24 protein-coding genes are annotated in these 23,891 nt (G+C 53.2%); 19 read left to right on the top strand and 5 right to left on the bottom strand.

What is annotated here, in order from left to right:
- The first annotated feature begins 27 nt into the window (after positions 1–27).
- The 6 genes from ispG to ASC40_RS07470 all read left to right on the top strand — a co-directional run bounded on the left by ispG (position 28) and on the right by ASC40_RS07470 (position 6,641).
- Positions 28–1,137, top strand: coding sequence for a flavodoxin-dependent (E)-4-hydroxy-3-methylbut-2-enyl-diphosphate synthase (gene ispG / locus ASC40_RS07495; protein WP_055439181.1), 1,110 nt, complete (start codon positions 28–30; stop codon positions 1,135–1,137).
- A 77-nt stretch (positions 1,138–1,214) separates the two neighbouring features.
- A complete protein-coding gene (hisS, locus tag ASC40_RS07490) occupies positions 1,215–2,453 on the top strand; it encodes a histidine--tRNA ligase (RefSeq protein WP_055439180.1) in 1,239 nt (412 codons plus the stop codon).
- A 271-nt stretch (positions 2,454–2,724) separates the two neighbouring features.
- The gene (locus tag ASC40_RS07485) at positions 2,725–3,333 is read left to right on the top strand and encodes a YfgM family protein (RefSeq protein ID WP_055439179.1); all 609 of its coding nucleotides are present in this window, start codon (positions 2,725–2,727) and stop codon (positions 3,331–3,333) included.
- On the top strand, positions 3,330–4,514 hold the full coding sequence (gene bamB, locus ASC40_RS07480; RefSeq protein ID WP_055439178.1) for an outer membrane protein assembly factor BamB: 1,185 nt from the start codon (positions 3,330–3,332) through the stop codon (positions 4,512–4,514). Before ASC40_RS07485 ends, bamB begins: the two co-directional genes overlap by 4 nt.
- Before the next feature lie 6 nt (positions 4,515–4,520).
- Entirely contained in the window at positions 4,521–6,116 is a 1,596-nt protein-coding gene (gene der / locus ASC40_RS07475) for a ribosome biogenesis GTPase Der (protein WP_055439177.1), read from the top strand.
- Positions 6,117–6,263: 147 nt separating this feature from the next.
- Positions 6,264–6,641, top strand: a complete 378-nt coding sequence (locus tag ASC40_RS07470) for an RNA-binding S4 domain-containing protein (RefSeq protein ID WP_055439176.1) — start codon at positions 6,264–6,266, stop codon at positions 6,639–6,641.
- Positions 6,642–6,657: 16 nt separating this feature from the next.
- Here ASC40_RS07470 and ASC40_RS07465 read toward each other — a convergent pair whose 3' ends face one another.
- Together ASC40_RS07465 and hslO are read right to left on the bottom strand one after the other, a co-directional pair.
- A complete protein-coding gene (locus ASC40_RS07465; protein WP_072243415.1) occupies positions 6,658–7,215 on the bottom strand; it encodes an REP-associated tyrosine transposase in 558 nt (185 codons plus the stop codon).
- Positions 7,216–7,495: 280 nt separating this feature from the next.
- On the bottom strand, positions 7,496–8,344 hold the full coding sequence (gene hslO / locus ASC40_RS07460) for an Hsp33 family molecular chaperone HslO (RefSeq protein WP_055439175.1): 849 nt from the start codon (positions 8,342–8,344) through the stop codon (positions 7,496–7,498).
- A 155-nt stretch (positions 8,345–8,499) separates the two neighbouring features.
- Here hslO and gspC point away from each other — a divergent pair, with 155 nt between their 5' ends.
- From gspC to ASC40_RS07395, 13 genes are read left to right on the top strand one after another with little or no spacing between them, the layout of a single operon-like run.
- Entirely contained in the window at positions 8,500–9,444 is a 945-nt protein-coding gene (gene gspC / locus ASC40_RS07455) for a type II secretion system protein GspC (protein WP_055439174.1), read from the top strand.
- A gap of 2 nt (positions 9,445–9,446) precedes the next feature.
- Positions 9,447–11,639, top strand: coding sequence for a type II secretion system secretin GspD (gene gspD / locus ASC40_RS07450; RefSeq protein ID WP_082432508.1), 2,193 nt, complete (start codon positions 9,447–9,449; stop codon positions 11,637–11,639).
- A gap of 16 nt (positions 11,640–11,655) precedes the next feature.
- Positions 11,656–13,248, top strand: coding sequence for a type II secretion system ATPase GspE (gene gspE, locus ASC40_RS07445; RefSeq protein ID WP_055439368.1), 1,593 nt, complete (start codon positions 11,656–11,658; stop codon positions 13,246–13,248).
- Positions 13,249–13,251: 3 nt separating this feature from the next.
- The gene (gspF, locus tag ASC40_RS07440) at positions 13,252–14,523 is read left to right on the top strand and encodes a type II secretion system inner membrane protein GspF (RefSeq protein WP_055439173.1); all 1,272 of its coding nucleotides are present in this window, start codon (positions 13,252–13,254) and stop codon (positions 14,521–14,523) included.
- A 31-nt stretch (positions 14,524–14,554) separates the two neighbouring features.
- Positions 14,555–14,971, top strand: a complete 417-nt coding sequence (gene gspG, locus ASC40_RS07435; RefSeq protein ID WP_055439172.1) for a type II secretion system major pseudopilin GspG — start codon at positions 14,555–14,557, stop codon at positions 14,969–14,971.
- Between the two features lie 38 nt (positions 14,972–15,009).
- Positions 15,010–15,660: a pilus assembly FimT family protein gene (locus tag ASC40_RS07430; protein WP_055439171.1), complete on the top strand. Its 651-nt coding sequence runs from the start codon at positions 15,010–15,012 to the stop codon at positions 15,658–15,660.
- Positions 15,657–16,097 carry a type II secretion system minor pseudopilin GspI gene (gene gspI, locus ASC40_RS07425; RefSeq protein ID WP_082432506.1) on the top strand — a complete coding sequence of 147 codons (441 nt, stop codon included), beginning with the start codon at positions 15,657–15,659 and terminating at the stop codon, positions 16,095–16,097. Before ASC40_RS07430 ends, gspI begins: the two co-directional genes overlap by 4 nt.
- Positions 16,097–16,873: a type II secretion system minor pseudopilin GspJ gene (gspJ, locus tag ASC40_RS07420; protein ID WP_055439169.1), complete on the top strand. Its 777-nt coding sequence runs from the start codon at positions 16,097–16,099 to the stop codon at positions 16,871–16,873. Before gspI ends, gspJ begins: the two co-directional genes overlap by 1 nt.
- Entirely contained in the window at positions 16,782–17,984 is a 1,203-nt protein-coding gene (gspK, locus tag ASC40_RS07415; RefSeq protein WP_082432504.1) for a type II secretion system minor pseudopilin GspK, read from the top strand. The genes gspJ and gspK overlap by 92 nt, the downstream gene beginning before the upstream one ends.
- A 33-nt stretch (positions 17,985–18,017) precedes the next feature.
- Positions 18,018–19,247, top strand: a complete 1,230-nt coding sequence (gene gspL / locus ASC40_RS07410) for a type II secretion system protein GspL (RefSeq protein ID WP_055439167.1) — start codon at positions 18,018–18,020, stop codon at positions 19,245–19,247.
- A gap of 15 nt (positions 19,248–19,262) precedes the next feature.
- Positions 19,263–19,772: a type II secretion system protein GspM gene (gene gspM / locus ASC40_RS07405; protein WP_072243422.1), complete on the top strand. Its 510-nt coding sequence runs from the start codon at positions 19,263–19,265 to the stop codon at positions 19,770–19,772.
- Entirely contained in the window at positions 19,769–20,557 is a 789-nt protein-coding gene (locus tag ASC40_RS07400; RefSeq protein ID WP_055439165.1) for a type II secretion system protein N, read from the top strand. Before gspM ends, ASC40_RS07400 begins: the two co-directional genes overlap by 4 nt.
- 12 nt (positions 20,558–20,569) lie before the next feature.
- Positions 20,570–21,388: a mechanosensitive ion channel domain-containing protein gene (locus ASC40_RS07395; protein WP_055439164.1), complete on the top strand. Its 819-nt coding sequence runs from the start codon at positions 20,570–20,572 to the stop codon at positions 21,386–21,388.
- Positions 21,389–21,448: 60 nt separating this feature from the next.
- Here the strand turns inward: ASC40_RS07395 and ASC40_RS07390 are convergent, their stop codons facing one another.
- The 3 genes from ASC40_RS07390 to ASC40_RS07380 form a co-directional block, all read right to left on the bottom strand.
- Entirely contained in the window at positions 21,449–22,711 is a 1,263-nt protein-coding gene (locus ASC40_RS07390; protein WP_055439163.1) for a HipA domain-containing protein, read from the bottom strand.
- Positions 22,712–22,714: 3 nt separating this feature from the next.
- Positions 22,715–22,936, bottom strand: coding sequence for a helix-turn-helix domain-containing protein (locus ASC40_RS07385; protein WP_281175482.1), 222 nt, complete (start codon positions 22,934–22,936; stop codon positions 22,715–22,717).
- Between the two features lie 204 nt (positions 22,937–23,140).
- On the bottom strand, positions 23,141–23,857 hold the full coding sequence (locus tag ASC40_RS07380) for a transposase (RefSeq protein ID WP_055439162.1): 717 nt from the start codon (positions 23,855–23,857) through the stop codon (positions 23,141–23,143).
- Positions 23,858–23,891: the final 34 nt, after the last annotated feature.

Below are 23,891 nucleotides of genomic sequence, written 5' to 3'. Positions count from 1 at the left end.
TAGCTAATATCGCACTAAGGTTTTCAAATGCATTTAAACCCAATCAAACGTCGACCTTCACGCCGTATCTACGTTGGCAACGTGCCGATTGGCGACGGTGCACCCATTGCCGTGCAGTCAATGACTAACACCGAAACCACCGACGTGGCGGCCACGGTGAAGCAAATTCAAGCCATTGCCAATGCCGGGGCTGACTTGGTGCGCGTTAGCGTGCCGACTATGGATGCCGCCGAAGCGTTTAAATTTATCAAGCAACAAAGCCCCATTCCCTTGGTGGCTGACATTCATTTTGACTACCGTATTGCGCTAAAAGTGGCTGAGTACGGGGTTGATTGCTTGCGCATAAACCCGGGCAATATTGGCAACGAGCAGCGTATTCGCTCGGTGGTCGACGCGGCACGTGACCGCGGTATTCCCATTCGTATTGGCGTGAACGGTGGTTCGTTAGAAAAAGATCTGCAAGAAAAGTATGGCGAACCAACTCCAGCAGCACTGGTGGAATCGGCCATGCGCCATGTGGATATTCTTGATCGCTTAAATTTCCAAGACTTTAAAGTTAGCGTGAAAGCGTCGGACGTGTTTTTGGCGGTAGAGTCTTACCGCTTGCTAGCCAAGCAAATAGAACAGCCGTTGCACTTAGGCATTACCGAAGCCGGCGGTTTACGCAGTGGCTCAGTGAAATCGTCTATTGGCCTTGGCATGTTATTGGCCGAAGGCATTGGCGACACGCTGCGCATTTCACTGGCGGCTGACCCCGTTGAAGAAGTCAAAGTAGGCTTTGATATTTTAAAGTCGCTGCGCATTCGTAGCCGCGGCATTAATTTTATTGCTTGCCCCAGCTGCTCGCGCCAAGAATTCGACGTGATTGGCACCGTGAATGCGCTGGAGCAACGCCTTGAAGACATCACCACGCCAATGGATGTGTCGATTATTGGCTGTGTAGTCAATGGCCCAGGCGAAGCGTTGATCTCGCACGTAGGCTTGGCGGGCGCGAAGAATAAAAGCGGTTTTTACTTGAATGGCGAGCGGCAAAAAGACCGCTTAGACAACGCCGACTTAGTGGATGAACTCGAAAAACGCATCCGCGACCAAGTAAAACGTTTAGAAGCTGAACAGATTCCCGTGAAGCAAGCGTAAAGCTGCGGTATACTAGTCGCCATTTTTCGTGTTAAACAGCACAAAGTTGCAACTAGAACAGAAAGTAGATACCGAACGTGGCTAAAAATATACAAGCAATTCGCGGCATGAACGACATACTGCCGACTCAATCACCCGCGTGGCAATACGTTGAGGGCGTGATTCGGCAGGTGGCCGCCCAGTACACCTACCAAGAAATTCGCATGCCGGTGCTTGAGAGCACCGACTTATTCAAGCGCTCTATTGGCGAAGTAACCGATATTGTCGAAAAAGAAATGTACACCTTCGACGACCGTAACGGTGACAGCCTAACGCTGCGCCCAGAAGGCACGGCCAGTTGCGTGCGCGCCGGTAACGAGCATGGCTTGTTGTACAACCAAACCCAACGGTTGTGGTACATGGGCCCAATGTTCCGCCACGAGCGCCCGCAAAAAGGCCGCTATCGCCAGTTTCATCAGTTTGGTATTGAAGCCTTTGGCATGGAAGGCCCCGACATTGACGCCGAAGTTATTCTGCTGTCAGCGCGCCTGTGGCAAGCCTTCGGCATTAGCGATCAAGTTGAACTGCAACTGAATTCATTGGCTTCGAACGAAGCCCGTGCCCGCTATCGCGAGGCATTGCGTGAGTTTTTACGTGCCCATGAAGCCTCATTAGATGAAGACTCAAAACGCCGTTTAGACACCAACGTGTTGCGCGTACTCGACAGCAAGTCACCTGAAACGCAGGCCGTATTAGCAGACGCGCCACGCTTGTCCGATTATTGGGACGACGAATCGCGCGCCCATTTTGACGGCTTGTGCGCTCGTTTAGACGCTGCCGGCGTGAAGTACGTATTGAACGAACGCCTAGTGCGCGGCCTAGACTATTATAACCGCACCGTGTTTGAGTGGGTCACCACCGAGCTGGGCGCGCAAGGCACCGTCTGTGCCGGCGGCCGCTACGACGGCTTAGTTGAGCAGTTAGGCGGCAAAGCCACCCCAGCAGTAGGCTTCGCCATGGGTATTGAACGCTTGGTGTTGTTGCTAGAATCGCAAGGTTTGGTGCCCGAGCACACCTTGTGCGATATTTATGTGATTGCGGCCACCGAAGCTGCGGAACTAACGGCCCCGGCCGTTGCCGAACAAATTCGAAGCGCCCGCCCAGAGCTGAAAGTTCAGCTGCACAGCGGCACCCAGAACATGAAGAAAAAACTAGCCAAAGCCGACAAGTCAGGCGCCACCTACGCCTTGTTAGTGCGCGACACTGACTTCGAGCTGAAGCACCTGCGCGACCGCAGCGCCGAACCGCGCATGCTCGCGAGCATCAGCGAGCTGTAGCCCGGCCGCAACTGGCTGTAGCCCGGCGTTTCACGCCGGGAAGCGCGCAGCGCTGTAATTGTAGCCCGGGGTTTCACGCCGGGAAGCGCGAAGCGCTGTAATTGTAGCCCGGCGTTCTACGCCGGGAAGCGCGAAGCGCTGTAATTATTGAACATTAACAAAAATTAGAAATTAACGGCACTATGTGCCACCCGGCGTAAAACGCCGGGCTACGATCAACGGCACCATGTGCCACCCGGCGTGAAACGCCGGGCTACGAACGGAGTTAAAAATGGAAACAGAAGAACAACAAGTAGAACGCATCAAACAATTTTGGAGCGAACACGGCAAAGGCATCGTCGCCGGCCTCGTTATCGGCTTTGGCCTATTCTACGGCTGGCGCTACTACGACGCGCAAACCCGCGCCGCCCAAGAAGCCGCGTCAGAACAGTTTGAAAGCGTTGTAGTACAGCTAGAAAGCGAACAAGAAGGCAGCATGGCCGCCGCGCAAGAATTCCTCACCGCCAACAGCGGTGAAACCTACGCGCACTTAGCCGCGTTCGAACTTGCCAAGCACGCCGTTGAACACAACGACTACGCCACCGCCGTAAGCGCCTTGCAAGTTGTGCGTGACAACGCAGAACCCGCTTTGCGTGCAGTCGCTGACTTACGTCAAGCGCGCGTATTGCTTGCGCAAGAGCAATTTGACGCCGCCCTTGCCGCCGCCAAATCAGCAGAAAGCGTAGCGCCATTTATAGCGCAAGCCGCAGAATTGCAAGGCGACATTTTGCTAGCTAAAGGCGACACCACCGGTGCCCGCGCAGCGTATCAAGCAGCTATCGATGCCGGCTCGCAAGGCTTGGCAGAGATCAAACTCAACAGCATTGTGGCGGCTTCATGAGAAAATTTTTAAAACAGTTAGCACTCGCCTCCAGCGCCATCATGCTGGTAAGCGCATGCTCAACCACCGACGAAATTCCAGTAAAAGAACTGCAGGAATTTAACGCCAAAATCAAACCCGACGTGGTTTGGAAAGCAAGTGTCGGTGATGGCGTTGAAAACTATTTCTCGCACCTAAACCCAGTCGTTGTTGGTGACTACATAATCGCCGCCGACCGCGTTGGCGTTGTTGCCGCATATCAGCGCAGCAACGGCAAACGAGTGTGGCGCAAAGAGTTACGCGAAGAATTAAACTTCGGAACCGGCGGCTGGTGGAGCCAAGGTGAACCCATGCGCATCGCCGGCGGCCTGACAGCCGAGCGCGGCGTGGTGTATCTGGGCAGCGAAAACGGTGACGTGGTCGCGCTAGACGTTGCTGATGGTAACGTCAAATGGCACAGCCAAGTCGGCATTGAAATTTTAGCAGACCCCGCAGTAGGTAGCGGCGTTGTTGTGGTTAAAGGTAGCTCAGGTGACGTCGTCGCATTGAACCTTGAAACCGGCGCAGAACAATGGCGGTATGGCACTGAAAGCCCAGCTTTAACCTTGCGCGGAACAGCTGCACCAATTATCGCCCAAGGCGGCGTATTTATTGGCACGGCAACCGGCAAAGTTGTTGTGGTGATTGCTGAAAATGGCCAACCGGCTTGGGAAACACGCTTAGCAGTACCAAGCGGCAGCACCGAGCTACAACGAATCGTTGACGTTGACTCCAAGCCAGTACTGTTCGGTGGCGTGCTATACAACGTCGCCTACAATGGCTCGTTAGTCGCCGTTGACGTGCGCAACGGCAACACCATCTGGAAACGCGAATATTCCTCGTTCCAGAACTTAACCCTGGCCGAAGGCCGTCTGTTCCTAACCGACGCCTCAGACACAGTATCAGCACTTAACCTAGATGGCGGCATTGAATTGTGGTCCAACACCGACTACAACGGCCGCTTGCTTACCGCACCAGTACAGTTTGGCGACTATATCGTAGTTGGCGACAGCATGGGTTACTTGCACTTTTTAGACATACTAAATGGCCGCACTGTAGGCCGCCTAGATGTCGGTGAAGAAGTTTACACAGCCCCAGTTGTAGAAGGCGACACCCTGTATTTACAAGCACGCGACGGCAGTTTACTCGCGGTAAGGATTTAACGTTATATGTTACCCGTAGTTGCCCTGGTCGGGCGCCCCAACGTGGGCAAATCAACCCTATTTAATCGGCTTACCCGTACCCGGGACGCCTTGGTTGCAGACTTTCCCGGCTTAACCCGAGATCGTAAGTACGGCCAGGCCAACTACGACGGTTACCAGTTTATTGTCATCGACACCGCCGGTGTGCACGGAGACGAAGAAGGCATCGACGCCGAAATGGCCGCGCAGTCACTGCGCGCCATCGACGAAGCCGACGTCGTCTTATTCATGGTCGACGCCCGCGACGGCATCACCGCCGCCGACATGGGCATCGCCACCCACCTGCGCCGCCTAGGCAAAAAAGCCTACGTGGTTGCCAACAAAATTGACGGCATTGATAGCAACGCCGCCCGCGCTGATTTCTTCGAACTCGGTCTTGGCGACGTGCACGGCATTGCGGCCGCCCATGGCCGTGGCGTGGAGCAGTTGTTGCAAGAATGCTTCGACCCACTTGTTGATGAGTATCCAGGTGTCGTAGCCCGTCGTTCTACGACGGGTGACGAAGTCGTTAATCTGGACGCCGAAGGTAATCTAGTCAATGCCGAAGGCGAAATCGTCGAACCCGACGCCGACGGCAACGTGTACGACATAAACGGCAATGTGGTAGACGCCGATGGCAATATCATCGACCACGAAGGCAATATTATTGGCCAGCTGGGCGACCGCTCGCATGACGAAATCGACTACGACACGCTACCCCTGAAGCTCGCCATTGTCGGCCGCCCGAACGTCGGTAAGTCCACACTAACCAACCGTATACTCGGCGAAGAACGCGTGGTGGTGTATGACATGCCAGGCACCACCCGCGACTCGGTGTACATTCCGATGGAACGCGACGGCCGCCAGTACATTTTGATCGACACCGCCGGTGTGCGCCGCCGTGGCCGCATTGACGAGTCTATTGAGAAATTCTCAGTCATCAAAACACTGCAAGCCATTGAAGACGCAAACGTGGTTATCGCCGTGATTGACGCCCGCGAAACCGTGTCCGACCAAGATTTGAATTTAATAGGCTTTGCTTTGAATGCCGGCCGCTCTATTGTGATTGCCGTGAACAAATGGGACGGGCTGTCGCACGACCACCGCGAAGAAATCAAGCGCGAACTTGACCGTCGCTTAGGCTTTGTGGACTTTGCCCGCTTGCACTTTATCTCAGCGCTGCACGGCAGCGGCGTAGGAAACCTGTTCGAATCCGTACTCGAAGCCTACGCCTCAGCGTCGGCGCGCGTCGGCACCGCCAAGTTAACCCGCATTTTGGAAACCGCAGTAGAAGACCACCAGCCGCCGTTGGTGAGCGGACGCCGCGTGAAGCTCAAATACGCCCACGCCGGTGGCTATAACCCGCCACGAATTATTATTCACGGCAACCAAGTAGAATCACTACCGGGCTCGTACAAGCGCTACTTGATGAACTATTTCCGCAAGTCGCTTGGCGTTATGGGCACGCCCATCAAGATTGAATTCCGCGAATCGGTCAACCCATACGCCGGCCGCAAAAACTCGCTCACGCTCTCGCAAACCCGCAAGCGCAAGCGCCTAATGAAATATTTGAAGCGCAAGTAGCCCGGCGTTCTACGCCGGGTCGGCGCAGCCGGTTAATCTATTCCACATCACCGAAACGTAAATAATTACGGTGCTACGCACCACCCGGCGTAAAACGCCGGGCTACACGGCTGGCGCACCCCGCTGTTACTGGTGTAAAATGCTAACATGGAACCAATACGAATCGATAAATGGCTGTGGGCCGCTCGTTTTTACAAAACGCGTTCACTTGCGCGGCAAGTCGTGCAAGCGGGTAAAGTTTCCGTTGACGGCCAGCGCTGCAAACCTTCCAAAACTATTACCGTAGGGCAGATTGTGAAGGCGCCGCGCGGGCACGACATCTATGAAGTTGAAGTATTAGGCTTAAGCGAAAACCGCTTAAGCGCGCCATTAGCGCAAGAGCTTTACCGCGAAACCGCAGACTCAGCCGCACGCCGAGAAAAAGAAGTTGAGCTTCGTAAAATGAATGCGTTGTACAACCCGCACCCAGACCACAAACCCGACAAAAAGGAACGCCGAGAGTTAATTCGATTTAAAAATCGATAATTTAGTCTCGTTGTAGTTACTCTTTATAGTCACTAAAGTTATCGTCAAGCCACGCCGGTGTAATGTATTTCCAGTCTTCTGGGTATTTTCCATTGCTTAGATAGCGGTTTAACGTCGAAAAGGGCCAGTCACATGCATTGGTCACGTAACCATGCTTCACCGGATTAAAGCAGCAGTACAATATGTACATCATGTATTCGCGTTCATTGCGAATTTCATGTTCCCAATAGCTGTGCTGCCATAATTTTCCATAGCCATGCATTTCTCGAGCTTTACTGTTTTTAGCATTACGTTTCGATCTAGATGAAAATTCCGGCAACGCTTTGGTGGTTAACGCTTTGATTTTGCCCCAACGTAATGGTACGTAGTCGTCTTTAATAATTAGCACGCAATGAATGTGATCCGGCATCACTGTCCACGCCTCTATTTCGAATGGGTGTGTTTTCATTGTTTCACGCACGGCATTCCGCAGCGCCGCCATGACATCGGGCCGTGTTAGTACGGGTTGGCGGCGGTAGGTGCATACGGTGAAAAAGTAATACCCGCGCTCGAAATATCTGCGAACGTTTCTCATGGCGTAAGTGTCGTGCACTACGGGAATTTTGGCGACCTTATATATTTGTCGGAGATTGGCTTACGGCGTCGCGGTGTGACTAACGTAGCCCGGCGTTCTACGCCGGGGGTGCGTAGCACCAATGTAGCCCGGCGTTTTACGCCGGGGGTGCGTAGCACCGTAATTATTTAAGTTTCGGTGATGTGGAATAGATTAACCGGCTGCGCCGACCCGGCGTAGAACGCCGGGCTACAACGATGGTAGATTAACCGGCTGCGCCGACCCGGCGTAGAACGCCGGGCTACAGGTCGGCTTCGGTGAAGCGGTATTCGGTTTGGCAGTAGTCGCAGGTCATGACAATGGCGCCTTCTTCGGCGAGAATCTCGCGCAGTTCTTCGGGCGACACTGAGGCCATGGCTTCCAAGGTGCCTTCGCGCGAGCAGCCGCACTTGAACGACACGGGCTGGGCTGGGTATAGCTCCACGTGCTCTTCGTGGTACAGGCGGTGCAGCACTTGCTCGCCCGGTAGCGTAAACAACTCCACCGCACTAATGGTGTCGGTTAAATGTTCTAAATGCTCGAACGCTTCAAGCGTGGTGCCGGCTGCAGGCATAACCTGTAACAGCATACCCGCGGCGTGTTCGCCGTCTGCATGTAACCAAATTCTTGTACGCAATTGCTCAGATTGCATGAAGTATTCTTCGATAATCTTGGCAATACTATCGCCTTGGCCGCTGACTACGCCTTGGTAGCGCTCGCCTTCTAGTGGGGTGAGGGTGATGACTAATACGGCTTTGGGGCCCATGAGGGTGCGTAAGTCGTTTTGGTCGTCGGAGATTTCTTCGCGTACGCGGGCAATGCCGCGTAATTCTTGGTGGTGCGAGCCGTTTACGGCGATGAAATTCACTGGGCCGTCGCCTTGAATTTGAATGGAAATATGGCCTTCAAATTTCAGGGTTGCGGTAAGCAGCGAGGTGGCTGCCATTAATTCGCCTAATAAGCGTTGAACTGGCGCGGGATAGTTGTGTCCTAGAATCATGCGCTGGTAGCTGCTGCTCAATTGCACCAATTCGCCGCGCACGTCTTGTTCTAAAAATGTGTAGCGTAATAATTGGTCGTGAGGGTAGTTTTTCAGTTCAGGTTTGGTCATAGCGTACGGCTTCTGCAATATGATTGTAAAAAATTGTATGCATTATACCAGAATCCTCGAATTTGATCTGTTCACTTGTGTATAGTAAAGCTAGAATGTCCAAACGACGCTATTGTCACAAAATTATAACTATTAGTAAGCGCAGTAAATAGCTCATGCAGATACAGAACACGCACGTCAACTATTTGGTTACCGCAGTGTGTGCGGTTGCCGCGGTCTGGTTTGGCGCGCAGCTAACTTGGCAAGTCATTACCCCAGCCACGCCGGTGGCGAGCGGGCCTTTAAGTGTGTCCGCGACGCAGAGCGAGCGGCAGGCTTCAGCACAGTCTCTCATTGCTTTAGATTTATTTGGTACGCCGCCGGTTTCTCAAGTTGCGGCAAGCAATGCGCCAAAAACGTCGTTGAATATCCGGTTGCTGGGTGTGTCGGCTTCAAATGTGCCGGAGCGTTCGGCGGCAATTATTGAGCGCAGCGGCCAGCAAGAAGTGTACGTCATGGGCGAGAAGCTCAACGGTACGCAGGTGGTTATTAAAGAAATTTATGCCGATAGGGTTATTTTGGATAACAACGGTCGGTTAGAAACGCTAGAGCTTGAGGGTATTGGTGAGCTAAGCGAAGGTTTGTCGTTGACGATGGCGAACTCGCGCGGTGCGGGTTCTGGCTCGGGTTCTGGTTCTGGCTCGGACGGCGTATCGCGGTCGGCGCGGGCGGTTGATGCGGGTGCTGGTTCTGCGGGGGCTGGCGGTGCTGGTGCTGGCAACGGCGGTGCTAGTGGCAGTGAAGTGCTCGAAAATGCTAGCCCAGAAGTGCGCGAAGTGGCAGATAACCTGCTGCAGCATGTGAAGATTACTCCAGTACGCTCGGGCAACGGCTTGGCCGGATATCGCTTGAGCCCAGGTGCAAACCCTGAACTATTCAATAAAGCCGGCTTTCGTGACGGCGACTTAGCCGTGGCCATTAACGGCGAAGACCTTACCCGTGTTAGCACGGCGATGAAATTAATGCGCGATCTTGGCTCCATGACCGAGGCGACAATTACTGTCGAGCGTAATAATCAATACACTGATTTGCGACTAGATATTCGCGATCTAGAGGAATAAGTATGCGTAAAACAACTCTCGCGATTGCATTAACCTTAGGCGCCTCGCTAGCCGGTACGCTTAGCGACGTGAGCGCCCAGCAATCGCGCCAGGGCCTCAATTCAAAGGCTGCGTCGGCTCAAGCTTCGAACGAGCAGGCGGTGGAATACGCGGCCAGCTTCAAAAACACCGATATTACTGAGTTTATTCAGGTGGTTGGGCGTAATTTGGGCCGCACCATGATCATCGACCCAGACGTGCGCGGGCGCATTGACGTGCGTAGCTACGACGTGATGACCGAGTCGCAATATTGGCAGTTTTTCTTAAACGTTTTAGACGTTTACGGTTTTGCCACGGTCGAAATGGAGTCGGGCGTGATTAAAGTTATGCGCGATAAAGACGCGCGCAACGGCGCGATTCCAGTGGTGGACGACAATTCACTAGGTGGCGATACCTTGGTCACCCGCGTGGTGCCGGTGTCGAATGTCAGTGTGCGCGAGCTGGCGCCATTGCTGCGTTTGCTGAACGACCAAAGCGGCGGCGGCAACGTGGTGAGCTATGACCCGTCGAACGTAATTATGATTACCGGCCGCAGCGAAACTGTGCAGCGCTTGGTAGAAATTATTGAGCGGGTAGACCGCGCAGGTAACCAAGACGTTGACGTGATCAAGTTGGAATACGCATCTGCGGCTGAAGTGGTGCGCATTGCGCTGAGCTTGTTCGAAAAAGCTAACGACGGCACGCCGGCTTTGTTAATTCCAAAAATTGTCGCCGATGAGCGCACAAACAGTGTGGTGGTCAGCGGTGAGCCGCGCGCCCGTGAGCGGGTAGTGCGGTTGGTGAATCAGCTGGACCAAGACTTAAAAACCGAGGGTAACACTCGTGTTTATTACTTGAAATACGCCAAAGCGGCTGAGTTAGTTGATGTTTTACAAGGCGTTAGCCAAAGCTTGCAAGCCGAGAAAGAGGCCGGCGCGGCAAGTGCTGCAGGCGCCCCAGGGCGTCGTTCGACGGCTTCTGGCGCGGCCATTAGCATTAGCGCTCATGACTCGTCGAACTCATTGGTTATTACCGCGCAGCCAGATTTGCTGACGAGCCTTGAAGGGGTTATCCGGCAGTTGGATATTCGCCGTGCGCAGGTGCATGTTGAAGCGATTATCGTGGAAATTATGGAAGGCGATGGCGTCGATTTTGGCTTGCAATGGATTAGCGAAGACGGAGGCATGGTGCAATACAACAACGGCCGTCAGGCGCCAATTGGGCAAGTAGCGGCGGGCGCATACTTGGCGCGCGAGCAGCCAGGCCGTGAAACCACCACCATTGTTGACGGCAACGTGGTGACCACCACTGAGCCGGACAAACCAGGCGATGTGTCGCTATTGGCGCAGGTGCTGCAGAACGTAAACGGCATGATGATTGGGGTGGTGAAAAACGATTGGGGCGCTATTTTGCAGGCGGTGACCACCAACACGAACTCGAATATTTTGGCCACGCCTTCCATTATGACGCTGGACAACGAAGAAGCGCAGTTCTTGGTGGGGCAGTCGGTGCCAACCATTACCGGTTCAACCACTGGCTCGAATAACGACAACCCGTTCCAGACCGTACAGCGCGAAGACGTGGGTATTAAGCTAAAAGTAACACCGCAAATTAACGAAGGCGACGGTGTGCAGTTGGTGATTGAGCAAGAGGTGTCGAGCATTAGCGGTGCGACCTCGGTGGATATCACCATTAATAAGCGCGAGCTAAAAACTGTGGTGATGGCCGACGACGGCGAAACCATTGTGCTGGGCGGCTTAATTGACGAAGACGTGCAAGAGTCGGTATCGAAAGTACCGTTGCTGGGCGACATTCCGTTTTTGGGGCACTTGTTTAAGAGCACTTCTACGTCGCGTCAAAAGCGAAACTTGATGGTGTTTTTGCGTCCGCGCATAGTGCGCGATGGCGCTACCGCTGGGCAAATTTCGTCGCGCAAATACAACTACATTCGCGCTGAGCAATTGAAGCAACAAGAAGACGGTATTTCTTTAATGCCATTCACCGATCAGCCGGTGGTACCGGAGTGGGATGGGCCGCTGACTTTGCCGCCTTCTTTTGAAGAGTATTTGCGAGAGGAGGGGGCGGCCCCTGGTTCGGAGGGGGGTGCAGACCCTGGTCTGGACCCTCGTTCGACCTCTCGCGCAGGCCGCGGAAATCACGGTGGTGGCAATGACTGATACAAACGCAGCAGCTATGAGCTCTGCTGCTGAAGCGAACAAAGTTGCAGAGGTAGTGGCGCAAGTGGCGCCGCGCCGTTTGCCGTTCGCCTTTGCGAAGCGCCACGGCGTAGTGGTTGCTGACGCTAGTGGAGAGCGGGGCGGCCCCGGGTCCGCACCAGGGTCCAGACCAGGGTCCGGACCAGGGTCTGCACCCCTCTCTACTACCGCGACGGTGCATGCGCGCGAAGGCGTAACGCCGCAGACATTGCTTGAAGTGCGCCGCGTGTTAGGCGCGCCATTTGCGTTGCAACAGCACAGCGCCGAAGAATTTGAAGCTATTTTAACGCAGGCTTACCAGCGCGACTCGTCCGAAGCAAAACAGCTGATGGAAGACATTGGCAACGAGAGCAACTTATTCTCGCTGGCCGACGAACTGCCGCAAACCGAAGACTTGTTGGAAAGCGAAGACGACGCGCCAATTATCAAACTTATCAATGCCATGCTGTCCGAGGCCATCAAAGAAGGCGCGTCGGATATTCACATTGAAACCTTCGAAAAAGAATTATTGGTGCGGTTTCGCATTGACGGCGTGCTGCGCGAAGTCATTCGCCCGAATCGCAAACTCAGCTCGTTGCTGGTGTCGCGCATTAAAGTAATGGCGCAGCTAGACATTGCCGAAAAACGCGTACCGCAAGACGGCCGTATCAGCTTACTAATAGCCGGCCGCGCGGTAGACGTGCGGGTTTCAACCATGCCGTCTAGCCACGGCGAACGGGTGGTACTGCGACTGCTCGACAAAAACAATGCACGGCTAAATCTCGAACAGCTTGGTATGACCGAAGCTAACCGCAAGGTATTCTCGCAGCTTATTAAAAAGCCGCACGGCATTATTTTGGTCACCGGCCCGACAGGCTCTGGTAAATCAACCACCTTGTACGCAGGCCTGATGGAAATTAACTCGCGCGACCGCAACATATTGACGGTGGAAGACCCTATTGAATTCACCATTGAGGGCATCGGCCAAACGCAAGTGAACCCGAAAGTGAACATGACATTCGCCCGGGGTTTACGTGCGATATTGCGTCAAGACCCCGATGTGGTCATGGTGGGTGAGATTCGCGACGTGGAAACCGCGCAAATTGGCGTGCAGGCCTCGTTAACCGGGCACTTGGTGTTATCCACATTGCACACCAACACCGCCGCCGGCGCCATTACGCGCTTAGAAGATATGGGCGTAGAGCCGTTTTTGCTGTCGTCATCTTTGTTAGCCGTACTGGCCCAGCGCTTGGTGCGCACGCTATGTGACGACTGCAAACAGCCGTACCAAGCGAGCGCCGAAGAATTGGCTTATGTAGCCGACGGTGACGTGGCTGGCGGTGCGACCTTGTACCGTGCGGTGGGCTGCGAAAATTGCAACCACACGGGCTATCGCGGTCGTACCGGTATTCACGAATTATTGGTGGTGGACGAGCGCGTGCGCGAACTTATCCACAACGGCCATGGCGAGCAAGCCATTGAGAAATATGTACGCCAGCACCAGCCGTCAATTCGTGACGACGGATTAGCCAAAGTTTTAGCGGGCAAAACCACGTTGGAAGAAGTTTTGCGCGTAACGCGCGAGGAGTAAATCGTGGCAGCCTACGCATTTCAAGCGCTGAACGCCAGCGGCCGCAAAACCAAAGGCGTTATTGAAGCCGATACCGAGCGGCAAGTGCGCGCGCAACTGCGCGAGCAAGGGCTGATTCCGGTTAGCGTTGAGCTGGCGGAAGAAGGGGGCGGCCCCCGGTCCGCACCAGGGTCCAGAGCAGGGTCCGGACCAGGGTCTGCACCCCTCTCTACGTTTATGCGGCGGCTGCAAACACGCGGCGTGGGCGCTGCCGATTTGGCCTTGATCACCCGCCAGCTAGCGACGCTAGTCAGCGCGGCGCTACCCATTGAGCAGGCTTTGTTCGCGGTGTCGGAACAAACTGACAAGCCGCGCCTGCAAAAATTAATCATGGCGGTGCGCTCAAAAGTAGTCGAAGGCTATTCGTTGGCCGAAGCCATGGCTGAATATCCGCACGTGTTCGACAAGTTATTCACCGCTATGGTGGCTGCCGGCGAACGCTCAGGCCATTTGGACGAAGTTCTCAACAGGTTGGCGGATTACACCGAGCAGCGCAATCGCCTCAAAGGTCAACTTATTCAGGCGCTGGTTTATCCGTCCATTTTGACCTTGGTCGCCATTGGCGTAATCATCTTCTTGCTAGTGAGTGTGGTGCCACAAATTGTGGAGCAATTCAGTGGCTTAGACCAAACACTGCCACCCACCACGACGTTCTTGTTGGCTGTAAGCGAAGTCCTACAAAATTATGGCATATATGCCCTGGTAGCAATTTTGCTCGGCCTTGTGGTTGGTGGGCAATTATTGCGTAAGCCAGAGCGGCGCGATAAATTTGATGCCTTTGTATTGAAAGTGCCATTATTTGGGCGCGTGATTAAGGGCGTCAACACTGCGCGATTCGCGCGCACCCTAAGTATTTTGTCGGCTTCAGCGGTGCCGCTGCTTGACGGTTTACGTATTACCGGCCGCGTGCTGAGCAACCGCGCCATGCAAATTGCGGTGGAAGAAGCATGCGACCGTGTACGCGAAGGCTCATCGCTGCGTGCGGCGTTAGCGCAAACGAAATTATTCCCGCCCATGATGTTGCACATGATTGCCGCCGGTGAAAAGTCGGGCGAACTCGAGCAATTGCTGGGTCGCGCGGCCGACAACCAAGATCGCGACTTCGAAACCACCATGAACGTGGCGCTAAAAATATTCGAGCCAGCTCTAATTGTGGTCATGGCCGGTGTGGTCATGCTTATTGTGTTGGCAATTATTCAACCTATATTGCAATTAAACCAAAGCGTCGGACTGTAAGCGGCGCGAAGTGAACAAAGAGGTCGTAAACATGAAAAAGCAAACAGGTTTTAGTCTTATCGAGGTGATGGTTGTTATCGCCATTCTCGGCTTACTTGCATCATTAATTTTGCCAAACGTGTTAGGCTCGGCCGACCAAGCCAACCGCCAAAAAGCGCGCACCGACATCATCGCGCTGGAGAACGCATTGGCGCAGTATCGCCTTGATAACGGCGTATTCCCAACCACCGAGCAAGGCCTTGAAGCTTTGGTGCAAGAGCCAAACGTGCAGCCAAGCCCACGCAATTATCGTCGCGGCGGCTACATTCAGCGCTTGCCAGCCGATCCGTGGGGTAGTGAATACTTACTTCTTAGCCCTGGCGAAAATGGCGACATCGACATTTTCTCAGCCGGCCCTGACGGTCAACCAGGCACTGACGACGACATCGGCAACTGGAACATCGAGTAGCCCGTCGTTCCACGACGGGTGGCCGAAGGCCGTTATCCATGACTCATACCAGTCAGCCAGCTAACCGTGCAGCCAGTTTGCCTCGCGCAAGAGGCTTCACCCTAGTCGAAGTCATGGTCACCATGGCGGTGATCGGCATGCTTGCGCTCACCGTCAGCTTTGTGGTGCCCGACCAGCGCGACGACAGCGTGCAAGAAAGCGCCCGCGTGCTGTATGAACGCATCAATTATGCACGCGAATTCGCCCTCGTTCGCAGTGCGATATTAGGCCTACGTGTGGACGACAACGGCACCAGCTACCGCTTTTTGCAATTTACCGATGGCCGCTGGCAAGAGCTGAACTACCGCGGTTTGCGCCGTACCGCGCTTGATGAACAGGTGTCGTTGGATATTGAAACTGCCGATTTAGCCCTGTTAGAACAAGACGATACGGATATTGACGAAGTGTTTAAGGTGGATGAGCGCGAGTTTACCGGCCGGGATTCGGACGACGAGGATGGGGCTGAGGATGCCGGCGATCGCGCAAAATTAAAAAGCCAACCCACACCACAATTGTTTATTTTCGGCAGTGGCGATCTCGCACCATTCACAATAACTTTACGCGACGATTTTGCACTGCGCGCCGGCACCGAATGGAAAATTGCAAGCGAAAACGGCATCGACATCACCCTCAGCCGAGGTGATTTATGACACATGCCACCGCCTCCCGACGCCTGACGCCCGTAGCCCGGCGTTCCACGCCGGGACGAGCGCAGCGAGGCCAATCCAGCGGCTTCACCTTAGTCGAAGTCATGTTCGCCCTAGGCATTTTCGCCATGGCCGCCCTTGCCGCCGTGGCCGCCACCAGCCAGCATTTGAACAACCTAAATTACATGCAAGACAAGTCGCTGGCCCAATATGCCGGCGCCAACGCACTCGCACGTATCAGCCTTGAATATCCGCCGGAAAACAACGACACCGGCGTGGAAACCGTCGGCGGCAAGCAATGGCATTGGCGCGCAGAAGTACTCGAAACCCAAACCCAAGACGTGTTTTACGTGACCATACGCGTGTACGACACGGCCAATATGCCAACCGACGACAGCGGCGCCCTAGTCGTCCTCAGCCGCTACTTGGGAGCAAACTAATGCACCCACGTACCACCGTAGCCCGGCGTTCCACGCCGGGACGAGCGCAGCGAGGTTATCGCCCGTCAGCGCAGCGAGGTTATCGCCCGTCAGCGCAGCGAGGCAAATCCCGCGCCTTCACCCTAGTAGAAGTACTAGTCACCGTCGTCATCATGGCCGTGATCGGCCTAGCCTCTGCGGCAGTTATCAACGCGATAATGCGTACAAGTGAGCAAAGCGAAGAGGCCATCGCGCAGTTACAAAAATTACAGTACGCCATGCTTGTGATGGAGCAAGATATTCGCCAAATTGTGCCGCGCGAAAACGTTACCGGGCGGTTTGTGTTTTACGACAACGAACGCTTAGGCTTCGTGCGCGGTGGCTGGTTTAATCCACAGGGCCTTTTCCCGCGCAGCGAATTACAACCCGTGGCCTATTTGTTGCGCGACGGCAACTTAGTGCGCGAACACTTTTACTTTGTCGACGTCACCTCGGCGAGCGAGCCGCAAACCCGCGTTTTGTTGGAAGGTGTTGAAGGGTTTAGCGTGCGCTTTTTGGCGCGCGAGAGGGGTGCAGACCCTGGTGCAGAGAGGGGTGCAGACCCTGGTCCGGACCAGGGGCCGCCCCCCACTGTTATACCCGACGCGCTAGAGCTTCGGCTGCAAACCAAGCGTTGGGGCGAAATTACCCGCGTATTCTTGCTAAATGGTGGGGACTACGCAGAAGCTCCGGCCGAAGCTCCAGCCGAGTCATCGACAGATGCACCAAGTGACGGAGGTTCAAATGGACAGCCGTAATCGGTGTCACAACGCCAGCCGCAGCTTAAATGTCAGTATCAGGAAGCAGCGAGGAGTTGCATTATTGATGGTTCTGCTTGTTGTCGCTCTAGTGTCAGTTATGGCCGTGACATTAAGTGGGCGCTTACAAACCACCGTGCTGCGTACCGCGAATTTTCAACAGGCAGAACAGGCGTATTGGTATTGGCTTAGCGCCGAAGAAATTGTGCGCGAACTGCTACAAACCGAGCTTAGCGAAAGCGACGGCGTCGCCCACCAGCAACAAATGTGGTACCAGCAAAGCGAAAGCGGCAATATTTACCCGGTGGACGGCGGCGCCATTCAAGGTGGCATTCAAGACTTGCACAGCTGCTTCAATCTGAACTCTTTGAGAGAGGGGGGCGGCCCCGGGTCCGGACCAGGGTCTGCACCCCCCTCTTCGCTGCGAGAGCGGCGCAAAGCTCAGCTGCGCATGCTACTTCTGAGCGTCGGCGATGATGATATCGAGCCGTACACAGCAGATGTTATTGTTGACTCGTTGGCCGATTGGCTTGATCAAGATGACAATATTGATGGCAATTACGGCGCTGAGTCGGTCGACTATCAGAGCCTGTTGTTTCCCCATGGTGCCGCCAATACTTGGCTGACACACGTGAGCGAATTACGCTTAATTCGGGGCGTGACAGCGAAGATTTTCAATGACGTTAAGGATTACGTTTGCGTGATTCCGCGCGACAATTCGCTAAAAATTAACGTGAATACAGTTGCCAAAGAGCAGCCAGAATTGCTGTATGCAGTTACGCTTGGCGCGCTCGCCGAAGACGAGGCACAGCAGTTTTTGAATACCCGTCGAGGTGAAGGGTATGAGAGTTTGGATGACGCCCGAAATAACGGTGAACTTAGTAGCGCAGCCGCTCAGGGGCCAGTGCCGAATTTTGGTGGAGGCATTATTCCTGAAGGGGTTACCGCCGAAACTATTGGTGGCGCGCTTGACGATTTAGACGTGAAAAGTAAGTATTTCCAACTGAATGCAAAAATTGGGTACGGCGATTTAGTCATTGCTGCTCAGAGCCAGTTTCTTATTACTAAAGAAGAAGCTAAAGTGCTGTTTAGAGCGAACGCCGCGCCGTAAAATGTGCACGAGCACAATAAAAGAGAGAAGAATATGGAACAGTTATTCATTCGCCTGAGTTCGCAGCCGCAAGAGCCGCTGCACTGGCTGATTTGGAGCCCGGCTCAGGCGGAATTAATTGCTAGCGGAACACTGAAAGATTTGTCCGAGATCGGCGCATTGACCGACCATGCTCGAAGCCGTGAGGTGGTTTGTTTCGCGCCCGGCACTGATGTTTTATTGACCAGCGTGCAGTTGCCTAAAAGTGCGTTGCGCATGCTCGCGCAGGTAATTCCCAATTCACTCGAAGACGAATTGGCTCAAGATATCAGTGAGTTACATTTTGCGTGGCCGCCGGTTAAGAAATCGGCAGATAGCGTTGCGGTTCCTGTTGCGGTGGTAGCGCACGAAGCTATGCAGCAGTGGTTGCAAGCGCTTGATGACGCAGACATTAATTGCGATGAGATATATCCGGATGTGTTCATGCTTCCTGTGGCAGAGGAGGGGGCGGCCCCTGGTGCAGAGCAAGGTCCAGACCAGGGTCCGGACCAGGGTCTGCACCCCTCTCTCGCACTTACCCTCGGCGATACCGTCGTAGTGCGTACCGGCGCGTATAGCGGATTTAGCACCGACGCAAGCTTGCTAGACGTGATGGCGCAAGACTTAAACTTACAGCGTGTGGAAGAAACCGACATTGAGATGCCGCTAAGCATCGTTGCGCAAGCGTATAATAGTTATGCACAGCCAGCGCGCATCAATTTGCGTCAGCACCAATATCGTTCGCAGCGTAAAAAACGCAAAGGCCAGAGCTCGGCGGCAAGTTTTAAACCGGCAGCCATTGCCGCAGGCATTTTGTTCGCCGTTGCATATGCAACCCAAGTGTTTGAATACGTTCAACTTGGTCAGCAGTCTGAGCAGCTAGAACAAGCCATTGTAGATACGTATAAAGAAGCGTTTCCCAACGAAAAACGTATTGTGAACGTGCGTGCACAGTTGAACCAGCACATGGACAGTTTGGGTTTAGAGGGTAGCGAGAAGGCCTCTATGTTGGCGTTAATGTCTGAACTTGAGAGTGCGTTTAAAGCCAACCGAGATGTCAGACTTCAGTTACTCCGCTATGAAGCCGATACGCTAAAAATGCAGGTTAAAGCTAATAGTTTCGCGAGCTTAGAGAACTTTCGTAAAGTTGCAAATCAATCTGGCTCTATTACTGTGGAGCAAGGGCCTGTGAATAACCAAGCGGGCGCAGTCAGTGGCGCACTTACCGTGAAGAAGGACTCTTAAGCTATGGCAACGCTCATGCAAAAATTATTACATAACGTGCCGGGGCTCGAGGCGCGCATAAATCAGATGAACAGCCGCGAGCGTATGCTTGTGAGTGTGGCTGCGGTGTTGTTAGTTATCACATTGATTTACTTCATAATGTGGAAACCAATTACCGACGGTATTAGCGAGCGTGAAAGTAAAATTGAAGCGCAGCAAGAATTACTGCAATGGGTGCGCGAGAACACAGGTGCCTATTTGGCGCAAAAAAGTGCGGGCGCAAAGGCTGATAATTCTGCGCAAATGCCGGGCAGCGTCACCGAGCGTGTGACTCGTTTGGCCGCTTCCGCGAAGATTGAGCTTAGCCGCATGCAACCACAATCGGATGGTTTATTGGTGGTGATTGACCAAGTTCCTTTTAATACATTGCTGCAGTTTGTGGAAAACTTGCAAAGCCACGCCGGGTTGACGGTCACTCATGTTGATGCGACAGAAGGTGACGCAGCAGGTGTGGTTCGCGTGCGCCGATTGCAGGTGAGCGAATGATGTCTTGGCGTTGGTTGCTGTGGTTAATTCCGTTGTACTTGGTGGCGCTGGTTGTGATGGCGCCGGCGCGGCTGGTGTTTTGGTTTGTAGGAGAAGGGGGCGGCCCCTGGGGCGGACCAGGGTCTGCACCCCTCTCTTCCGTAAGCGGCACCATCTGGCAAGGCGAAGCGAGCATTCACGCGACGCTGCCAACGGGCGGTACGCTGAGCCTGCATAATGTGACGTGGCAGCTCAGCCCGTGGCAGTTATTCACCGGTGAAGCCAATGTCGCACTAAAAATTCCGTCGTCAAATTATATCTATGGTGAGGCAACGATAATGGCGTCGAGTAGCCAAGCCAAATTGCAAGCAAACTTGAAAGGCGCCATGCAGCCGGCGATCCAACAATTGCAAATACCCGTACCCATCACCATGGCTGGTGACTTTGAGCTTAACATTGCAAATTACCAAGTATCTGATTTTCAAAGTGGAAAGTTCTGCGATACGCTAGAAGGCACCTTTGCAACAAGCCGTACAGAAATGCGTCTGAACCACCAGTGGCATCAACTCGGCGACTATAAAACCGAGTTAACGTGCAACCCGCAGAATGGCATTAACGCGAATATCGACGATAATAACCTGGTCGGTTTACGTTTAAACGCACAAGTGAATGGGCGGATAACTGCGCCTCAAGTAAGTGTCAATGGCAGCATTAAGCCAACATTGCAAACACCAAAGCCGGTCACCGACGTGCTTGTTTTCTTAGGAAAGCCAGACGCGCAGGGCCGCTACAATTTCAAATGGTAAAAAGGAGTACTTATGGAACAGGTAATGTCATGGATTAGCGAGAACCAAGATTTGATTCTCAGCTATACGGTCAAGTTCGTTGTCGCCATTATCATATTGATTGTGGGTAAAATTGTGGCGAACTCAGTTGCCAAAATTATGGGCAAAGGCATGGAAAAACGCGGCACCGACAAAGCGGTGATCAGCTTTTTGGGCGCCATTGTTCGTAGCGTGATTTTCATCGCCGCTGTACTGATGGCGTTGTCGCAAGTAGGTGTTGAAACCACCTCGTTTATCGCCATTTTAGGTGCTGCCGGTTTGGCTATTGGCTTGTCGTTGCAAGGCTCACTCTCAAATATGGCGTCGGGCGTGTTGATTATTTTGTTCCGCCCATTCCGCGCTGGAGAATATGTCGACGCCGGCGGCGTATCCGGCACAGTGCAAGAAGTGAATATTTTCCAAACGATTTTGAAAACCCCAGACAACAAAGTGGTATTTGTGCCGAACGCGCAAATTACCGGCTCGCCAATTACTAACTACAACCGAGAAGATACGCGTCGCGTCGATCTGCTCATTGGCGTGTCATACGATGCCGACTTGCATAAAACCAAAGAAGTGCTGGAGAGCGTGCTGGCCGCAGAAAGCCGTTTGTTAAAAGACCCAGCTTGGAATATTCAGGTGCATGCTTTGAACAGCTCATCGGTTGATTTTATTGTACGACCTTGGGTAAAAAGCACCGATTATTGGGGCGTGTACTGGGACTTAATGCGCGAAATTAAAATTGCGCTAGATAAGAACGATATTGGTATTCCATATCCGCAAATGGATGTGCATTTGCACAAGCAAGACTAAAGAAGAGGAGGGGGCGGCCCCTGGTCCGGACCAGGGTCTGCACCCCTCTCTCACCCTCTCTCACCCAAGCCCAGTAAGCTCTCCAACAGCCAAATGCTGAATCTGTCGCAGCATACGCAGCTCACCAGACTTGCCGACATGGTTCGTAGATGAAGCATATTCATCAATTAATGACGCACTATGCACACTAACTTGCTTAGCCATTAACGAAATCTCTTTAGCAGCTACGTTACCACGTAGACCAAACGCCTCCCCAACTGCCAGTAAATCTTGCAGGGTTACTTGCCCAAAATAACGAGCGCTACCTAGAGGCTGAGAAAGTTCAGCGTCTAAATGTTGGCCTAATGGCTCGTAAATAAGTGTTGAGAGGAAATCATAATGCGGCATTAGCTCCACACCATCAGGAGAAAAAACAAATGTCAGGTTTTTAAGGTGAGCATCGCCATTTCCAATATAAAAATTAAACAAAACCCAGCGAAATAATCGAAGTGCCGTTTTCGCTTTGGAGCGACATAGATGTTGCAGCTTTACCAGAGTATCCACAGTACTTAAGCGATATTTGGCGCCGGCAGATAGCCCAAGCATTTGACAGCCATCGAGTACATGAAGGCGTCTAAGCTGAGGAAACTCGCCTTCCCGGTCGAAACGTTCAACTAAGTAATAAGCTTCAGGAACATAACCAATATCGACATTGGGAACTTCCAAGCCGCACAAGCGAGCGAGCCGCATACAGAAGAACTCGTTACGTACCGTGAATGGGTACAAATCGGGCTGCGAATGTTCCGGTTTTAGGATATGTGTCGAAGGATAATCGCCACTCGGCTCAAACAATTGATCTTGATAACTCACCACCAACATCTTATGTTGTGCACCGGCTAGAGACATACGCTTGCGTGAGCGATCGTTCATGGGCATGCGCGGTAAATTCCGAATCCGGCGACTAATTTCGTCATTCGATAGCGGCACATACTTGCCAGGTGCGAGGTTTTGTTGAGGCGCGAGAAGGGATAGCGCGCCGGCCGACTCCGCTCCAATAGCCTCTAACATGGCAAAAGCATCTTCGGTGCTAGTCTTTAAGTCGCGTGCAAGCAAAACCCGCGCCGCTTCCTCGGGAAGTAAATTATCAAATAGCCACTGCACCGGCCGGTAGCTTCCGGTATCGACATGGGGGGCGCTGCGTAACGGTAGATACGGAGCAAGCGGGTAGGCGTACGGCGAGTTCAGCCAATTTTCGGCATACTTGAATAGCCAGAGCCCTTTATTTTCAACCAGCTCGCCGACAAGAGTCGAACTTATGAATACATTTAACCGGCGCTCGGTCATGGCTTAACTCTCCGGCGGCACGTCAAGGTAAACACGCACACCCAATGCGTCGAGCATTTGCAGCGCTTTTTCCAACTGCACAGTCGGCTTGCCATTTTCAAAGTGACTGACAAAAGTTAAGCCGCAGTTCGCCACGGAACCAGCTGTTTGCTGATCCATTTTTTGTAATTTTCTGACTTTCCTTGCGATTTTTCCGATTTCTTTAGCGCTTGTAACTTGAATCATAATGAATGCCATTTTTTATGCGATAGTATAAAAATAGAAAATGTATAGGGTTTGGTCAAGTTTATTTATGCGATCGAATAAATCTTTTGTTATGAGTGTGTGGTTTGGTTGTGGTTTATGTGATCGCATAATCTGTTTTAGAGGAGAGTAGGGGGCGGCCCCTGGTCCGGACCATGGTGCGGACCAGGGTCTGCACCCCTCTCTCTACCCACCCGCCTGCTCAGTCATAATCATCAACCGCTGGTAATGCGGCAGCGCAAAAGTAACGCGCTCCGATATTTTCTTGTGGAACTCTTCCGGGCCGTACACGGCAATGCTAGCCGCTGCGGTTTTCAAGATGGCGACTTGCGCCTCGTAGAAAGAACGCTCTTTGCCGAATGCCGCGCGCACAAATTCGCGATAATTTTTCTGGCGCTCGTGCTCGTCGGTGCCCAGCAATAAATAGTACGGGTGCGGAGTAAGGCCGCCGCTAGGAACGCCCATGGCGTTGGTGTGGTAGCTCGTCCAGTGGAACCCGCGCGGACCTTTCGTGAGATGGGCGCGCACCGGGTTTAGCTCAATATATCGATATAATTCAAGAATATACTCCTGATTGTCAGCCAGAAGTTGCTTGTAACGCTGCTCCCAAATCGTACCGGTGCGCTTGTTCTTCATATTGAAATAGGTGGTGTAAGTCGACTTCAGAAACTGCATGAAGCTCGGCAGCGTGTCGGGTTTGGACGGCGTGAGCAATATGTGAAAGTGATTGGGCATGAGCGCCCAAGCATGAATAGCAATGTCGAATTTTTTCGCGAAGCGAAACATCGCCGCTGCGAAGTGCGCGTAATCTTGTTCGTCGATAAAAATACGCTGACGGTTATTGCCACGATCATAAATATGCTGACTAACATCAGCGCCAGAATAGCGAGTTCTGCGGGTCATAGTACGGTCCTTGTAACTGAGATTGTGGGTAGGA

It is taken from the genome of Pseudidiomarina woesei (assembly GCF_001418345.1).
Classification (GTDB): Bacteria; Pseudomonadota; Gammaproteobacteria; order Enterobacterales; family Alteromonadaceae; genus Pseudidiomarina; species Pseudidiomarina woesei.
Note: the sequence above shows the minus strand (reverse complement) of the source record. Positions and strands in the feature narration are given on the sequence as shown.

Coding starts and splice junctions, on each gene's coding strand:
- ASC40_RS07390 (WP_055439163.1), bottom strand. CDS start 22,711: ATGACCGAGCGCCGGTTAAATGTATTCATAAGTTCGACTCTTGTCGGC.
- ispG (WP_055439181.1), top strand. CDS start 28: ATGCATTTAAACCCAATCAAACGTCGACCTTCACGCCGTATCTACGTT.
- gspM (WP_072243422.1), top strand. CDS start 19,263: ATGCAAAAATTATTACATAACGTGCCGGGGCTCGAGGCGCGCATAAAT.
- gspC (WP_055439174.1), top strand. CDS start 8,500: ATGCAGATACAGAACACGCACGTCAACTATTTGGTTACCGCAGTGTGT.
- ASC40_RS07400 (WP_055439165.1), top strand. CDS start 19,769: ATGATGTCTTGGCGTTGGTTGCTGTGGTTAATTCCGTTGTACTTGGTG.
- gspD (WP_082432508.1), top strand. CDS start 9,447: ATGCGTAAAACAACTCTCGCGATTGCATTAACCTTAGGCGCCTCGCTA.
- ASC40_RS07385 (WP_281175482.1), bottom strand. CDS start 22,936: ATGATTCAAGTTACAAGCGCTAAAGAAATCGGAAAAATCGCAAGGAAA.
- bamB (WP_055439178.1), top strand. CDS start 3,330: ATGAGAAAATTTTTAAAACAGTTAGCACTCGCCTCCAGCGCCATCATG.
- ASC40_RS07470 (WP_055439176.1), top strand. CDS start 6,264: ATGGAACCAATACGAATCGATAAATGGCTGTGGGCCGCTCGTTTTTAC.
- gspL (WP_055439167.1), top strand. CDS start 18,018: ATGGAACAGTTATTCATTCGCCTGAGTTCGCAGCCGCAAGAGCCGCTG.
- gspI (WP_082432506.1), top strand. CDS start 15,657: ATGACACATGCCACCGCCTCCCGACGCCTGACGCCCGTAGCCCGGCGT.
- ASC40_RS07430 (WP_055439171.1), top strand. CDS start 15,010: ATGACTCATACCAGTCAGCCAGCTAACCGTGCAGCCAGTTTGCCTCGC.
- ASC40_RS07465 (WP_072243415.1), bottom strand. CDS start 7,215: ATGAGAAACGTTCGCAGATATTTCGAGCGCGGGTATTACTTTTTCACC.
- gspK (WP_082432504.1), top strand. CDS start 16,782: ATGGTGGGGACTACGCAGAAGCTCCGGCCGAAGCTCCAGCCGAGTCAT.
- hslO (WP_055439175.1), bottom strand. CDS start 8,344: ATGACCAAACCTGAACTGAAAAACTACCCTCACGACCAATTATTACGC.
- gspE (WP_055439368.1), top strand. CDS start 11,656: ATGAGCTCTGCTGCTGAAGCGAACAAAGTTGCAGAGGTAGTGGCGCAA.
- ASC40_RS07395 (WP_055439164.1), top strand. CDS start 20,570: ATGGAACAGGTAATGTCATGGATTAGCGAGAACCAAGATTTGATTCTC.
- gspJ (WP_055439169.1), top strand. CDS start 16,097: ATGCACCCACGTACCACCGTAGCCCGGCGTTCCACGCCGGGACGAGCG.
- der (WP_055439177.1), top strand. CDS start 4,521: ATGTTACCCGTAGTTGCCCTGGTCGGGCGCCCCAACGTGGGCAAATCA.
- gspG (WP_055439172.1), top strand. CDS start 14,555: ATGAAAAAGCAAACAGGTTTTAGTCTTATCGAGGTGATGGTTGTTATC.
- ASC40_RS07485 (WP_055439179.1), top strand. CDS start 2,725: ATGGAAACAGAAGAACAACAAGTAGAACGCATCAAACAATTTTGGAGC.
- ASC40_RS07380 (WP_055439162.1), bottom strand. CDS start 23,857: ATGACCCGCAGAACTCGCTATTCTGGCGCTGATGTTAGTCAGCATATT.